The following is a 15,256-nucleotide window of genomic DNA, read 5'->3' on the forward strand; positions in this document are numbered from 1 at the left end:
TTTTTATTCCTTGTTTCTTCCTCCTTACTGCTCATTCCTTAAAAGTAGAGTACTTGTGCTTGATAATCTTCGGGAGTAGGTTCGATTTCCCAGATTAAGCCTTCTCCAGCGTCTAAAGCAACTTCAAGATATAAACTTTCTGTTGCAGTAGTAGCAGTATCTTCATTACCTTCAAAACCTTCTCTAGTCTCAGTCAAAAGCCTTAAGGTAAAACCAGCAGGAATCATTCCACCTAAAACAAGACTGCGTAACTCGAAGCCATAAGTATCTTCTTCTACAGGAATTAATTTTAATTCATAACTCTGACCAGCAATGGTTAATTGTTTTGCCAAAGCTGTTTTGGATGTTGCAGTAGCATTATTTCCTCTCGCGCCTACTGTACTGGGTTGAAATTCTACTTGTCTCCAGCCGATTTCTGAGATGATATTGGATGCTTCTGCTTGTAGCCACTTTAAAACAGAGAAGGTTGCTTTATCACAACGTTGCGCTATTAAATCGTTACGCCAAGCATCATTGGATAATAATGCTGCCCAGATGGTAAAGGGAACAGCTAATCTGGGTAGTAGGTTTTCTTTGTTTCCTAAGCGTTTAATTAAGTTATCTGCTTGCTGAGATGTAATTTCTGTTAGGGGTGTAATTTCGGCTTTGGTTACCTCATCAGGACATAATTCTCTAGCTACCCATAAAGCACTAATATCACCAATGATATCTATACCATCTAAAGTATAACAGCGATCGCTTACACTATAATTACCATCAGTTTTTAGTTGTTGATGGGTGGTATAACCCCAAACTCTTAAGTATCGATCGTCGATATTAATTTGTACTGCTAAGTAGTAATCTCCTGCTAACTGAGGAATATCGATCCATTCTTGGGGTACTCGCAATTCTTCTAAATCATCAGCTTCACTAGGAATTAAGATTATTCGCGCATTACCGACATTCAGAACTGTACCGTTCACTAATTCGCCGATTGACTCCATATTTTGCGCTTTTTTAACATTTTCTGATTGCTCTTCTTGAGCGTAATCAACAAAAGTATCGAGGACTAATTGATTGAGATAGGTTTGCCATTCACTGTAAGAAGTTGCTGCTTTTTGGCTCTTATTCTGGGCTTTTTGCTCTGTTACAGCAGAAATTTCTAAAATTAGCTGATTGGGATTTAGTAAGGTGGACATTGCTGGGACTCCGATTGTTTATTACTAGGGGTTGGGGTTGTAGTGGTGTTCTAACCACTCATCAATAATTGTGCTGGTATTTTTGATTACGTCGGAGGTTAAAGAGATATGCAAAGTTTCTTCAGTCCAGATCGCTAGGGATTTTAAAAGACTTTTTTTAACTCTGGTGAGTTGGCGAGAAATATTATACTGCTTAGTGTTGAGTGCTTTGGCAATTGCTGCTTGCTTAAGTTTTTGAGCGTAATAAAGTTCTAGTAATTTTCGCTCATCTGCTGGCAATTTAGCGATCGCTTGAATTAAAACATCTCCAATCTGATTTTGCTGTTGATTGCGTTGCTCTACTTCTTCTTCCACAATCATCTGATTCAGCAAAGATTCTTCTACGTCCCCTACTAAACTATCAACGATTTCCCCTGATTCATAGCCTGGTTTTGGCTGGTTAATAGAGGTTACATTAGGATATAAGTAGGAACGGGCAGCTTTAACACAGCTTAAAAGCCATTGTTCTAAAATTGTCGTACTTACAGCTTCTCCTGGAGGATTTAACTGAGTAATTCTCTCTTGATTATACCAATTAGCGATCGCTTTCCAGGTGAACTCATCGGGTTTATTTAATTTGCGAGTCGAAGATTGACGATTGGGAACATAAAGAGTTTTAAAGCTACTCCACGCCAAAACGTATTGGGCTACGGTATCGGGAGATAAACCCGCATTTTGCAAAGATTCTATCAATCTTTTCTGGCTTAACTTCCGTAATAGCGACCATTCCGAACAAATATCAATCTCTTGTCGCTGGCGTAATAACTCCCGAATCAGATTACTAAAAGTGATAGTGGCATAACTCTTTAAATGGTAACCGCGATCGCCATCAAAACCTTTAAGTACTTTATCAATTCCTGTAATGGCGACTTGAAAACAGTCTGGCACATTATATTGACTACTGGTAAAGCCTGTAATGGTTTTATTGGTTGACCAAAAACAAACTTCCTGTAAATAGGCAATTAGATGTTCTCTTGCTAATCCTTTAGGGTTTTTGCTCCATTTTTTATGCCAATAAATTCCCCAAAAATTTTCCGCTATTTCTTGAGGAGATTCCTTTAAGCACTGATTCATACTACGACGCAAACGAGGATCGCTAGCCCAGTTACTAAAGCGATCGAGATCAAACTGAATAAAGGTAGAAAAAATTTCAACGATATCTTGGCGAGGACGCATTAAATAAAATCAGTTTATAAATGGTTAGTTTATGCTCTTGTAACCCAAATAATATACTAGCTATCTTGAATAGAGTTTGTCTTTGCAACTTAAATTAAGGAGTTAAGTAAGGAATGAGGTATAAATAAGCAGAGCGCTCGGAAACTAGAAAAGTACAAACAGCAACTATCTACGAACTACTAACAACCGTAGGGACGTTCTGTCAGAAGATCCCGACACACTAACCACTAACGACTTAAATCCAACCTAAAGCAACCGCAGCTAAAATCACAATTCCAAAAGCAATACGATACCAGACAAATACCCAAGTGCTTCTTCTTTTCAAAAAATCAATCAGCCAAGCAATAGCGAGATAAGAAAAGATTGCTGAAGAAATTAAGCCAGCAACAATCGAAAGAGTCTGGGAAGAGTCAATTCCCGCATCAATTAAATCTTTCAACTCCACTAAACCAGCCAGAGTAATCGCAGGAATCCCCAATAAAAACGAAAATCGAGCAGCCGTCGCTCGATCCAAATTAATAAATAAACCCGCCGTTATAGTAGAACCAGAGCGAGATACACCAGGTATAATCGCCAAAGCTTGAGCGATGCCAATTAAAATTCCATCTTTTGCCGTTAAATCTCCAAAATTACGTTTTTGACTGCCCAAACGCTCTGCTAATCCCAATAGTAAACCCATCACAATAGAAGCGATCGCAATTGAAGGCATACTTCTAATGGGAGAATTATCAAAATCTGGCACAAAAGCTTTGATTCCCAAACCAAAAATTACAATGGGAATTGTTCCCACTGCGATTCCCACTGCTAACCAAAAATCTTGAGAATCATAATCTGATTTAGCGATCGCTTTAAACATCCCCTGACAAATTTGCGTTAAATCTGACCAGAAATACCATAAAACGGCTGCAATACTCCCCAACTGAATTATTGCGGTAAAAGCTACCCCAGGATCGCCCCAACCAAAAAATACAGGAATTGCTTTCATGTGTGCCGTACTACTGATAGGAATAAATTCTGTCGCACCCTGAACAAAGCCTAAAACAATCGCCTGCCAAACATTTACCTGAGACGCTCCTCCTGTTGTTTCTCCTACCGTCGTAGCAGCAGAATTAGAGGCGATGCTCAAAGGTAAAACCAAACTAGCCAACAAACCAAAACCAAATCCTAAAACAACACTTTTGTATTTTTTTAAGCAGTTCATCGTATAAGTATGAAATCTAGAATCTCTCATTAAGTTTAGGCTAGAGAGGTTACATTACCAATAAGTAGCAAAAAATGTATCTAAATACACACTTAAATAGAATTTATCTTAGTTACAAATAATTATGTATTGGTCTAAGATCACAGATCGATTGAATGCCTTGGTATATAAAAGCTGTATATATTTATTAACTAATAATGAAGAGAATCTTAAAAAAAAAACAGGCTGGGGATCGCGGAAACCTATAGGAAATCATATCTGCAATTCGATACAGACAGTTTTGAGATACTAGCACAATAAGAGATAACAAACAAAATAAAGGATAATCTTGTAATTCAAAGATGTAATGAAAGAAAAAAACTTTTTCAACTCAGCTTGTCGTCACTGTCGTCATTATCAACCAGAAGGACGTAGAGGGGGATCGTGCCAACAGTTAGGAGTTTCTGTCGATAGTAGCTGGAAAGCTTGTATTCTGGCTTCTGCTCCTTTTGATGATTCTATAAACAACTTAGATACCACTCTGACAACTTTAGATACAGCTTTAATAACCTTAGAAGAGATTGTGCAATTAGAAACTGCGCTTTCTTTGTCTTACGAATCCTATAGCGAACAACACACTAAAGCAGAAAAAACGATTGTCAAGGATGATTTAATCCCCAATCAATCTCATATGCAATAATTAAATTCAATTTTTTATAAATTAAATTAAAACAAAAAAATCAGAATTCAGGTTTAAACATTGTTACTGAATTCTGATTTTATTATTTGTATCAATTAAAAAAGTAGCAAAAGTCAAAGGGTAAAAAATTAAGTTTCTTCTTTCCTCCTTTATCAAAAAGCTCTAAGCTTTAAGCTTTAAGCTCGCTTGTATTTTAGTTGATAAATGGCGCAGTAGCTTTAAGCTAATAACTCAATGGGTTCTGTGACCCCTACCTTCACAATACTTGTGAAAGTAGTCTACAGTTAGGAGAGGTTTTAAACTTCTTCTAACTGGCAAGAAAGCTTACAGCTTAAGGCTTATAGCTAGGAGCTTCGCTCCTCGATCCTTCTTTTTTTTTAGAGCCAATTACCCACCAAAATAAAAGGCGACCAATAAAACGGATGTTTAAAATCTTCTGAATCTATCAAAGAAATTTGCGCTTGACGTAATGCTTCTGCTTTAGTTACAGAAGAAGTATCTGCTAATTGTTTGTAGAATTCATCCATTAAGGCTACAGTAGAATCATCTTTTACTGACCATAAAGTTGCTAAAGTACTTCTAGCACCAGAGCGGACTGCTACACCTGCAATACCTAATGCTGCTCGTTTGTCTCCCGTTGCGGTTTGACAAGCACTCATTACTAAAAGCTCAATGGGTTGAGCATCAATAGTTTCTTCTCTAGCTCGCAGTAAGTCTTCAAATTCTTTAACTTTAATTTGATCGTCCCAAGTAACAATAAAAGTCTCTTCGGGATTGGAGCTAAATTGACCGTGAGTTGCTAAATGCACTAAGGGAGAAGGAGTTTCTCGAATTTGCTCTCGTAAGCTAGCATTAGTAAATTCTTGATTGAGCAATAATTGAGAAGGAATAGATTGCGAAATTTCAGTTACTTCGGTTTTTACTCCTGGTAAAGCAGAAAATCCTTGATTAGATTCACTTAATCCTGCAACTACCGCTTTTAACTTCTGATTTTTCAAAGATTTTGGCTCAAGAAGTTGCAAACCAGGAGTTAAAGCGACTCGATATTTTTCAATTAAATATTTTTCTCCATCATGAAGAGCAGCCATCGGTAAGTTACGCAAGCTACCATCTAAAACAAATACTAAAGTCTCAATGTTGTGGTTGACTAATTCTGCTTCAGTGGGTTGAATCAACCACTCATAAATTTGCTGAGAAGTTGCCAAGCGTTTTTTATTAGAATAAATCGGGTTGAGAGACTGTAAGAATTTATCTAAAACTTCTTCAACATCATTTTCTGCAATGGTTTGTTGATAGTAATTTAGAGGACTATCAGGCAGAGAAACAATTACTGCTAAACGATCTGGTAGAATGATGGGGTAAATTACGGCTGCTTTACTATCTATTTGGTCTATTTGCTTGGGTTTTGTGTTAATACAAGCTTCTCGGAAATAGTTTTCTAACTCTGCTAACTGTAAAGACTCAATTACTTCCCGTGCTTGAACCAGATTTTCTTGATTGGGATTGTCTTCTAAAAGTAGCCCTACTAAATTACGATAAATTGGTTCGACACTTTCTCTAAAAGAAAATTGAACATCTGTGTTAGTGGCTACTAAGTCGCCTCGAATATCTTGTAAAGTAGATACTGCTTGGGCTTCAATAGTAATCGCCCCTTGACGATCCCCTTGTTTTTGAAGTAATCTTCCTAATTGCCATTGCCATTGATAAGCAATATCGGGAGCATTAATGTCCATAGCTAGAGAGAGAGCTTTTTCTGTGGCTTTTTGAGCGGGAGCATATTGTTGTTGTTGCTCGTACCAATGTCCCAGAGTCCCTAAAGCATAGGATTCACCGCGAAAATCATTTAATTCTTTCGCTTCTGTCACAGTCTTACTTAATAAGCCCGAAATATAGTTTTCGTATTCCAGAAAGCTTAAATTTCTATCTTCTAGATCGATTAAGTTTTTAGCGAAGTTTACTCTAGCATAAATTCCTCTACGACTAGCAGATAAACCAGCAATATCTTTTTGGATTTGGGGAATTAAACTGTTAATGATTTTCCACTTCTCTAGATTCGCTAAGAGACTAATTTGATTGAGATTACTTTCAATTTTAGTTAAAGTATGAGATGTGGTAGCTGCTGCTTGTCGATAAAATGCGATCGCAGATTGGGGATTATTGGAAGCTCTGGCAACATTTCCTAAACTAAATAGAGTTGCACCGTTAGCTTCTGAAAAGTTGAGAGATTTAGTGATTTTGAGACTTTCTTTTAAAAGTGCTTGAGATTCTTCTAGGTTACCCGTAACTTGTAGGATATTGCCCAGACTACGCAAACCTAATGCTCGCAGTACAGGATCGGACTGTTCTGTAAGCTGTTTTTGTAACTGTTTTAACAGTTTTTGCGATCGCCGATATAAACCTAAATGCTGTAGGGCTTGAGCTTGATTAATTTGACTTCCCAATAAGCCGATATCATCTCGATCCTGACGATAATATTGCTCTGCTTGTCGCCAACTATCAAGAGCCAATTCTGCTTTACCCATCGCTAACTGTAAGCTTCCTTGAGTATTAATTACTTGAGCAGTAATAGCCGATATCTTTTTGTTTTCACTCTTACGAGGAGCATAATTTTCCAACAATTGTAAGCTCTGATTGAGATTTTTTGATGCTTCTTGCCATTGTCCCAATTCTTGATAAGCTAAAGCCAAATAATTAGAACTTAAAGCCTGATAAGCAGTATTTTGAGCTTTTTTATATTGTCTCGTTGCTTGTTGCCAATACTCGGCTGCTTCTGCAAACCTTCCTGCTTCATAAGCAACCTTACCTTTTGCTAACAAAATAGAAGTATTTTGATACTCTACTTGAGTAATTTCTGGATATTCCCCGATATTTGTCGCCACAGCAGGAATAGCAATAGTTACTAGCCAAAAAGCTAATAATCCCAGCCATAAGCTGTAATGAAGAGATTTTAAAAATTTAGATATTGTATTCATATGTTGGGTAGTTATCAAACAACCAAAATAGACAGGTATTTCTCAAATAATGTCAGAGCATACAATCCTAGATTTCCCTAAATTCTTTGACAAATAACACTCGACTAAGTTTAAATTTTGTCTTTTGGCTACAGGTTGAGATTGAGTTCGGTTGTGGCGATTTCTGTAATCCTAAATTAGTAGTTTCTTCTTTCTCATGAAACACTAAGCATTTTTTCATTAAATCGACTTAAATTTATTTATAAGTTAGATATTTCGCTGTCAATAAAATTTTGATTTTTGGGAAATATTAGGTTATGTAGCCCTGCTTAGTTTTTAACCACATGATCTTGAACCTTTGAAGACGATGAAAATATTAAGTAATCAACAAATTAACTATTGCAACTTAACTCGCCAAACAGAACAAGGCTTAGAATATTTACCTGGTGTTTCTTATGAAAGTAAGCTTCATCTTAAAAACGCATTTTTTGGTTTAGAACAAAAACAAGAAGCATTAGAATATTGTCGCCAAAAATTTTTAAATTCTCGAGGAGAAACTTCTTATCTTTTAGTTGAAGACCCTACAGGTTTTACTATTTGGCAAGAAGATAAACAAGTCAATATTTCTGATAGCAATCAGGATCGAGATATTGTAAGTCAGATCGATCTTAAAGATTTAGTTTCCAAAATGCGTAATATTGGTGGTGTTCAAATCAAAGATCGTCGTTATAATCTTAAATTTTACTCAAAATGTTTTGTGGGAAATGAAGCTGTTGCTTGGATGAAGTCTGAACTTAATTTATCCACAGGGCAAGCCATAAGATTAGGTCAAAGACTAATAGATGAAAAGATTATTCATCATGTCGTAGATCGCCAAAAATTTGCTGATAAATTCCTCTTTTATCGTTTCTATTGGGATGAAATTTAAAGATTTCAATTTGAAGTTGAATTAATAATAGTTTTAGCGATCGCTGAATAACCGAAAAACATTGCTCAACAAAAAAATGAACAGAAAAAGTTAAAAATTTCCGTAATTCTTGAATATCTAGAGAAAAATCTTGCCAAGATAAATAAGTAAATACAATTTAATTATAGGGTTCCATGTTTCCATTCATGACTTACAATGGCTGTAATTCTCAAAGCCATTCTCCCAAAGCACATAAAGAACGTAAACTAAAATTTCTCAAATGGATGAGAGACGATTTAGAAACGAGATTAGCTGGTCTTAATGCTGCTATTTCTACTTTAGAAAGTCAACTTGAGCGCGAAGAAACAACTTAACAATTTAAATACATTGTAAATGATGGTGGGTAAGGCGATCGCTTTACCCATTTATGATTATATGATTTTCTACTTTTTTAGAAAAGGATTAAGTTTCTCTAACGAGCGCAAGAAACTCTTTGACGTAGGGGATTGTTAAATCTCTCAATTGCGATCGCATCAACTCGATCTTTGTTTTCAAACTAATATCTTTGGTTCTGCTACTTTGAATTCATTCAATTTAGTAGTTGCTAATACTTAAATTGTACTATGAATTGACTTCCAAATTTGCAATGGAACTCTCTAAACCAACTTCTGCATCTTAATTTTGTTGGTTAGCCTTGTAGTTGATTGTGTTATTAAAAATAAGTTTACGTAAAAATAACTAATTATAAAAGTAAGATATTTTCCACAAAATTCAGTGTTTTTACTATTATACGTGAAAACAACTAGATTAAAAACTAATATTAATACTTTAAAAGATGGCTTTTCACTTAAGAAATCACTTTGACAATAAAGTTTTCATGAAGACTATTTTAAGTGGTCAAAATAAATAGTATATTTACTATGTCATGAAAAACCTACATACCTCTTAACAAAGTACTAATGCAAACTATTAATACTTCCTTGTAGCTATTAATTTGTATGTCATTGACATGTATATAACAGAAGTATTACTTAGAGAGTAAATAAGTAAAAATCAAAGTTAAGGTCAATAAAAATGGCGAATTTAGTAATTTCTTGACTCAAAAAAAATATTGTTATCTGTTAATCCAGACTAGAAAACAATCAAAGGAGTAAATTATGAATCCCTGACTGGCGTTGCGGAATAAGTAGTTGATATAAATCTCAAAGCTTGAAAATTCGTATCAAACCAACTTTAAAATCAGCAATGCCAGATAACCAGATCGTAGATTTCAGGTTGATTACAAAATTTACTTGACAAATTATCAGGAATTAAACCATGAAAAGAACAGAAAAAAATTTGAAGATAAACACTGATCCTAGCAGAGATGTTAATAGTGACCCCACAACCAAGAAAAATCAGCCAAATGAACCAGACGTTTCACGGGATATTTCACCACCACCAGTAATTAGCAATATTGCTATTGAAAATGGAGATTTTGAGACTGGGACTTTTGCTGAGTGGAGAACAATTGGCGACACTAGCATTGAGACTGAGGATTTTGGTACTGGCCCTAGTGAGGGAGCATTTCAAGCCTTACTCACAAATGGTGCTGGAGATTCTGGAGGTTCAGTTGTAGACTCTGATCTTGAAGAATTCTTAAATTTAGCTCCTGGAGTTCTGGATGGTTTTGGCAATGGGGATGTAACAGAAGGTTCTGCCATTAAACAAACCTTCACAGCGAATGCGGGAGATATCTTGACGTTCGACTGGAATTTCCTCACCAACGAGGCAACGCCAGGAGACACTTTTAATGACTTCGCTTTCTTTTCTATAAACCCTTTGACTATAGAATTAGCAGACACTACATCTTTTCTATTTCTCGAAACTTTAGCTCCAGATTTTAGTGAAGAAACTGGCTATCAGACGAATTCCATTGCCATTTCCGAATCAGGGACTTATACCTTAAGTTTTGGCATAGTAGATGTAGGCGATGATGCAGTCGATTCAGCTCTTTTGGTAGATAATATTCAAATTGGCTTTGACGGCGATCCAAGTGAACCCAATGACACGATTTTTGAGGCAACTTCCACAGACTTATTTGGAGAAGGATTTTTTAGCACTTCCAGCGACATTGGCGATAATCCCAATTTAAGTTCTGAAAATGATGTGGACTTGTTTGAGTTATTTCTCGATGCAGGAGACCAGTTAATCGCCGATATCGATGCTAGTATCTTCGGTTCTGAGCTCGATTCAGTTTTGTCAGTATTTGACTCTACAGGATTCCTCGTCGCTCAAAATGATGATTTCGATGATTCTGACTCCTTGATTGATTTCACTGCGGAATTTAGTGACACTTATTATGTCGGGGTCAGTAGTTTTGCTAATTCTAATTACGATCCATTCTTTGAAGGTAGTGGTACTGGAAACAGTTCTGGTTCCTATGACTTATTCCTCACCGTCAATGACGATCCAAGTGAACCCAATGACACGATTTTTGAGGCAACTTCCACAGACTTATTTGGAGAAGGATTTTTTAGCACTTCCAGCGACATTGGCGATAATCCCAATTTAAGTTCTGAAAATGATGTGGACTTGTTTGAGTTATTTCTCGATGCAGGAGACCAGTTAATCGCCGATATCGATGCTAGTATCTTCGGTTCTGAGCTCGATTCAGTTTTGTCAGTATTTGACTCTACAGGATTCCTCGTCGCTCAAAATGATGATTTCGATGATTCTGACTCCTTGATTGATTTCACTGCGGAATTTAGTGACACTTATTATGTCGGGGTCAGTAGTTTTGCTAATTCTAATTACGATCCATTCTTTGAAGGCAGTGGTACTGGAGACAGTTCTGGTTTCTATGACCTATTCCTCACCGTCAATGACGATCCAAGTGAACCCAATGACACGATTTTTGAGGCAACTTCCACAGACTTATTTGGAGAAGGATTTTTTAGTACTTCCAGCGAAATTGGCGATAATCCCAATTTAAGTTCTGAAAATGATGTGGACTTGTTTGAGTTATTTCTCGATGCAGGAGACCAGTTAATCGCCGATATCGATGCTAGTATCTTCGGTTCTGAGCTCGATTCAGTTTTGTCTAGTATTTGACAGCTCAAAATGATGATTTCGATGATTCTGACTCCTTGATTGATTTCACTGCGGAATTTAGTGACACTTATTATGTCGGGGTCAGTAGTTTTGCTAATTCTAATTACGATCCATTCTTTGAAGGTAGTGGTACTGGAGACAGTTCTGGTTTCTATGACTTATTCCTCACCGTCAATGATGCCTAATAACGTCAGTTCGACGAAAATTTAGGAAGAAAGGAAAGGCTGAGATGTATCCTTATTAAGTCTCTCATTACTTTTGAGCGCGAGATTCGGTCGGGAAACCCAACCTTGAATAATCGCGCTGTTGAGAAATGATATAAATTCTTTGCTCAGGTATTTCTCAGCTTTCTTTGGGAAGAGTCTCAGATAAGTAGAGGATTCTAGTTTTAGAAACAGTTAACAGAGCAACACTATGAAAACCTCTCTCCAAACTTATTTAGTCATTGGATTTCTCGGACTTTTGGCGACACCAGTTGCCAGTATGGAAAAGATATCCGTTACAAGTTCCGCAGTTTCTTTAGAAGGTGTGATGAGCCGTAGTATAGCATCGAGTTTTACTTCTGATGAAACTAACATCCTCAAACTCGATTCCATCGAATCAATAAATCTTCTTCCAAAAACAAATATCTCATTGCTAGAAACAGATGTTCCCTCAGAGTCTGCTTTCAGTTTAACGACAGAAAACGGGGGTTCACCCTCCACCAGTTCCGTGCAAATTCCTCTCATTCAATTTTGAACCAACGATATCTCATGGGCTGAAAGCGCGGATAGCCTTTGGCTGACGCAACTAGCACTCTCTTTTTTAGTTATTGTTAGATATATAAATAACGGATAATACCGCTTTCTCAAGTATCTTCAAATTTTCCTATTACAAACCCAAGAGCGTTTTGTGTTTCGCAGTTCAGATATAGGATTACCTATTGTTGAGACTGGGAATTGCCCACAAAATGAGCTAGTAATTTAATATAAGCAGACTGGTAATAGATAGCAGGTTCGCTAATTTCCCAAGATTTGTCTTCTAGAGTAGTCCCATTCCAATCAGCATACATTTTTTGAATTGGCTGATTTTGCAAAGGAGGATAATTTCCCGTGTAATCGCTATTAGGCCCTCCGACTAAATAGCCTGGTGGGGGCCCATTGGGGGAAGTTAAAGCATTATCCCAAGGAGACTTATCGACAAACCATTCATGAAAGATTTCGTTGGCGGAATTTTCTGCGCCGTAATCATACATATTGGAAAGATAAGTCATTCCCAGAGGATTTACTCCGTGGAAATAGTTTAGAGTATTTAATGCTGCATCAGTGTAGGTTTGTTCTCGATTTGGCAGTAGATTGTAAACAACGACATCATAATTAGATGAACCTCGATTTGCTCTCACAAAATTACTTCCCCAATGATAAGCGCGATCGCGTAAATAGGAGCGATAAAGATCTTGTTCTGGTTGAAAACCATAAAATTCTCGATCTTGTTGGGCTTCGTTGGTTTTTCTCTCAATTATGGCCTGTTTCACTTCAGGATGACTATTAGCTAAGGTGGTGTAAAACATTAAGGCATCACCTTGATGGGCTGAATAGATAGAAAAGCTATCTCCTTTTTGAAAGGGTCTTGCTTCTTGATAATGATCTTTTACATAGTCGTTGTAAACAGTTTCTCCTGTCAGTGCAAACAAGTAAATTGCAGCTACTACTGCATCCCCTGATTGTTCTTCTAAGTTTCGATCTGCGTCTCCTGATTTGACTTCTTGAGTATCACAATCGTCTCTTTTGGGGTTATTTTGATACCAATCCCAAGCTTTTTTAGCTCTTTCGGTGAGTTCTGGTATTTCTGTTTGTAAGGGTGCAAACTGATTATAAACGCTGGCTACTCTGGCAAAATGTCCTGCTGCAATAATAGTGGAAGAGGAACAAGCACCTACATAATAACGAGGACGACGATCGCGACTTTTAGGGGTCGATCCGCTATAGTCAATTGTGCCGACTTTGATTAAAACTCCTCCATCATCTTGCTGCATCTTTTTGATCCAGTCAATTTCATATTTCACCTCATCTATAATGTCGGGAAGACCATTACCCGATTCAGGAAGATTAAAATCATCAGTAAATGCATCGGGGTTTCTCTTGTAAGCATCTAATAGTTGATGAATTACGGAAGAGGTGAAAGTCACATATTTATTGCTATCTCCTGCATCCCACCATCCCCCAGAAACATCTCGTGCTAGCTCTTCATTATTTTTATCATCTACAAAACGCGCTTCTGTATCTTGATTCGGCCCAATAAAACTAGCTTCATCTGTCCATCTAGGATCGGCGTAGGGTTCTTCTTTAGGGAAGTTGCTCCGATTGTAATAAAACATTCGCACTGCTGCTTTCAGCACTGGATAATAGACATCGGGATCGATTAAAAAAGGATGAGAACGTTGACCCGTTTCAGAGTCATATATGTAGTAGTGTCCAGGTTCTTCTACCGTAGAAAAATCAAACCACCATCCGCGATCGCCTGAAGATGCTTGAATTTCTCCATTTTTCCAGCTTTTCGGCGCACCAACATGAACTGTAGTATTATCGCTCCATTTTCTAACTTCAATTACTTTGCCAGGAGTATAAGAATCTGCTGCATTAAATCCTTGTTGCGGATCGACGATTACTGCAACTTTATTATCTTGAGGTCGATAGCCAAACTGATCCACCATGATGTAAGGAGATGCTTCAACCAAAGCCCCATCGGGATTTTCTGTTTCCAAATAACGGGTGGTTTCTAATCGTCCTAAATTACCACCGAGGGAGTTACTTATAGTTGGGATATTTTCGCTGATATTTCTTTGATAAGAGCCATTAAGTAGGCTACAGCCAGGAATAATTAAGCTTAAAGCAATATATCTTGATTTTTTAAAAGTATTCAATAACAAAGACATCTGAGTTGTCAAAAACATCTTTCCTTATTTTAGATGGTTCATCCTCACGACTAGAGATTAGTACTTCGTTTTACGGAAAAATGATTGAAACTTTAACTGAAATTCATCATTTACTTTAAAAAAATTATTTTTATGTTACCTTTCTTTGTAAAAATACGTTAAATTTTAAGTAAGAACTTACAAATCTCGATCGCAGTCTTCGTGACATCAAAATCAAAAAACTTTGCTGACAATAAGTTTTAGCGTTTTCTCTATTAAGCAATCTGCCATCAAGAATTATAGTAATTTCTTATTTTTGTCAATTTTCTTAACAAATATTGTTCATTAATGGAATTACCAATTTTATGCTCATTAAATCCTTATCTCACTTTGTCTTGAAACCCAATGTCCAGCCTAATTTTTGGAGTCAAACCGCTTGGGCAATTCTCCGATTAGTAATTGGGGTGATGATGATTCACAATGGTTTAGACAAGCTTTCTAACATCGAAAGTTTTGCTCAGGCTTATGTCGCTTATTTGGGCTTACCATTTCCCATCTTTTTGAGCTATGTTGCTGCTTACACAGAATTAATTGGTGCGCCTTTGGTAGCAATTGGTTTATTGACTAGACCTGCTGCTTTGGGTTTATTTTTTACTATGCTTGTAGCTATGTATCACCATATTTCTGTTGCAGGTTTAAGCCTGGCTTATCTGGAATTATCGGCAATTTACGCAGCAGCCTTTTTCTTCTTTTTGATTAATGGTGCTGGATTGTTTTCTTTCGACGCATTGCTTGTCAATTGGCTCGATAGTAGTGCTTTATCTGCTCAAGCCAAGAAAGTTATGTTGTTAGAAAAAATCTACAATGCTTCTGAAACTAAGAAGCAGGAAACAACCAAAGTTAGTTAATAGTAATTAATGTAACTGAATAATTTATTGCGATCGCCTTTAATATAAGCGATCGTTTTTTTTGCTAATGATTACTAATAACCAATAACTGATAACTGAAATAATGAAAGTCGCTGTATTTAATACCAAGCCCTACGACCGCAATTTTCTTAAAAAAATCAATCAAAATTACGATCACGATCTCTGCTTTTTGACTCCTCGTTTAGATGAGCAAACTGTTAATTTAGCTCA

At 36.7% G+C, this 15,256-nt stretch carries 12 protein-coding genes; 7 read left to right on the top strand and 5 right to left on the bottom strand.

Annotated elements, in window-relative coordinates; translation table 11 throughout:
• Positions 1-38 precede the first annotated feature (38 nt).
• From H1P_RS11495 to H1P_RS11505, 3 genes are all read right to left on the bottom strand, one after another.
• Complete coding sequence (locus H1P_RS11495) at positions 39-1,178, bottom strand: DUF1822 family protein (RefSeq protein WP_144867262.1); 1,140 nt, start codon at positions 1,176-1,178, stop codon at positions 39-41.
• Positions 1,179-1,202: 24 nt separating this feature from the next.
• Positions 1,203-2,393: a sigma-70 family RNA polymerase sigma factor gene (locus H1P_RS11500; RefSeq protein ID WP_144867263.1), complete on the bottom strand. Its 1,191-nt coding sequence runs from the start codon at positions 2,391-2,393 to the stop codon at positions 1,203-1,205.
• A gap of 235 nt (positions 2,394-2,628) precedes the next feature.
• A complete protein-coding gene (locus H1P_RS11505) occupies positions 2,629-3,594 on the bottom strand; it encodes an undecaprenyl-diphosphate phosphatase (RefSeq protein WP_144867264.1) in 966 nt (321 codons plus the stop codon).
• Between the two features lie 346 nt (positions 3,595-3,940).
• Between H1P_RS11505 and H1P_RS11510 the strand changes: the two genes are divergently transcribed.
• Positions 3,941-4,273: a hypothetical protein gene (locus tag H1P_RS11510; RefSeq protein ID WP_186375938.1), complete on the top strand. Its 333-nt coding sequence runs from the start codon at positions 3,941-3,943 to the stop codon at positions 4,271-4,273.
• Between the two features lie 377 nt (positions 4,274-4,650).
• On the opposite strand, the gene H1P_RS11515 is transcribed toward H1P_RS11510, so the two are convergent.
• The gene (locus H1P_RS11515; protein WP_144867265.1) at positions 4,651-7,245 is read right to left on the bottom strand and encodes a CHAT domain-containing protein; all 2,595 of its coding nucleotides are present in this window, start codon (positions 7,243-7,245) and stop codon (positions 4,651-4,653) included.
• A 346-nt stretch (positions 7,246-7,591) separates the two neighbouring features.
• On the opposite strand from H1P_RS11515, the gene H1P_RS11520 reads away from it, so the two are divergent.
• The 5 genes from H1P_RS11520 (at position 7,592) to H1P_RS11540 (ending at position 11,962) form a co-directional block, all read left to right on the top strand.
• Positions 7,592-8,152 (top strand): DEP domain-containing protein, encoded by a 561-nt coding sequence (locus H1P_RS11520; protein WP_144867266.1) that lies wholly within the window; start codon positions 7,592-7,594, stop codon positions 8,150-8,152.
• A gap of 173 nt (positions 8,153-8,325) precedes the next feature.
• A complete protein-coding gene (locus tag H1P_RS11525) occupies positions 8,326-8,505 on the top strand; it encodes a hypothetical protein (protein ID WP_144867267.1) in 180 nt (59 codons plus the stop codon).
• A gap of 943 nt (positions 8,506-9,448) precedes the next feature.
• Positions 9,449-11,224 carry a pre-peptidase C-terminal domain-containing protein gene (locus H1P_RS11530; protein ID WP_144867268.1) on the top strand — a complete coding sequence of 592 codons (1,776 nt, stop codon included), beginning with the start codon at positions 9,449-9,451 and terminating at the stop codon, positions 11,222-11,224.
• Complete coding sequence (locus tag H1P_RS11535) at positions 11,221-11,409, top strand: hypothetical protein (RefSeq protein WP_144867269.1); 189 nt, start codon at positions 11,221-11,223, stop codon at positions 11,407-11,409. Before H1P_RS11530 ends, H1P_RS11535 begins: the two co-directional genes overlap by 4 nt.
• 229 nt (positions 11,410-11,638) lie before the next feature.
• Entirely contained in the window at positions 11,639-11,962 is a 324-nt protein-coding gene (locus H1P_RS11540) for a hypothetical protein (protein WP_144867270.1), read from the top strand.
• A gap of 181 nt (positions 11,963-12,143) precedes the next feature.
• On the opposite strand, the gene H1P_RS11545 is transcribed toward H1P_RS11540, so the two are convergent.
• Positions 12,144-14,156: a glycoside hydrolase family 9 protein gene (locus tag H1P_RS11545; protein WP_144867271.1), complete on the bottom strand. Its 2,013-nt coding sequence runs from the start codon at positions 14,154-14,156 to the stop codon at positions 12,144-12,146.
• A 326-nt stretch (positions 14,157-14,482) separates the two neighbouring features.
• On the opposite strand from H1P_RS11545, the gene H1P_RS11550 reads away from it, so the two are divergent.
• Positions 14,483-15,025, top strand: a complete 543-nt coding sequence (locus tag H1P_RS11550) for a DoxX family protein (RefSeq protein WP_144867272.1) — start codon at positions 14,483-14,485, stop codon at positions 15,023-15,025.
• Positions 15,026-15,256 lie beyond the last annotated feature (231 nt).

This window comes from Hyella patelloides LEGE 07179 (assembly GCF_900659865.1).
Taxonomy (GTDB): domain Bacteria; phylum Cyanobacteriota; class Cyanobacteriia; order Cyanobacteriales; family Xenococcaceae; genus Hyella; species Hyella patelloides.

Coding starts and splice junctions, on each gene's coding strand:
- H1P_RS11495 (WP_144867262.1), bottom strand. CDS start 1,178: ATGTCCACCTTACTAAATCCCAATCAGCTAATTTTAGAAATTTCTGCT.
- H1P_RS11500 (WP_144867263.1), bottom strand. CDS start 2,393: ATGCGTCCTCGCCAAGATATCGTTGAAATTTTTTCTACCTTTATTCAG.
- H1P_RS11505 (WP_144867264.1), bottom strand. CDS start 3,594: ATGAACTGCTTAAAAAAATACAAAAGTGTTGTTTTAGGATTTGGTTTT.
- H1P_RS11510 (WP_186375938.1), top strand. CDS start 3,941: ATGAAAGAAAAAAACTTTTTCAACTCAGCTTGTCGTCACTGTCGTCAT.
- H1P_RS11515 (WP_144867265.1), bottom strand. CDS start 7,245: ATGAATACAATATCTAAATTTTTAAAATCTCTTCATTACAGCTTATGG.
- H1P_RS11520 (WP_144867266.1), top strand. CDS start 7,592: ATGAAAATATTAAGTAATCAACAAATTAACTATTGCAACTTAACTCGC.
- H1P_RS11525 (WP_144867267.1), top strand. CDS start 8,326: ATGTTTCCATTCATGACTTACAATGGCTGTAATTCTCAAAGCCATTCT.
- H1P_RS11530 (WP_144867268.1), top strand. CDS start 9,449: ATGAAAAGAACAGAAAAAAATTTGAAGATAAACACTGATCCTAGCAGA.
- H1P_RS11540 (WP_144867270.1), top strand. CDS start 11,639: ATGAAAACCTCTCTCCAAACTTATTTAGTCATTGGATTTCTCGGACTT.
- H1P_RS11545 (WP_144867271.1), bottom strand. CDS start 14,156: ATGTTTTTGACAACTCAGATGTCTTTGTTATTGAATACTTTTAAAAAA.
- H1P_RS11550 (WP_144867272.1), top strand. CDS start 14,483: ATGCTCATTAAATCCTTATCTCACTTTGTCTTGAAACCCAATGTCCAG.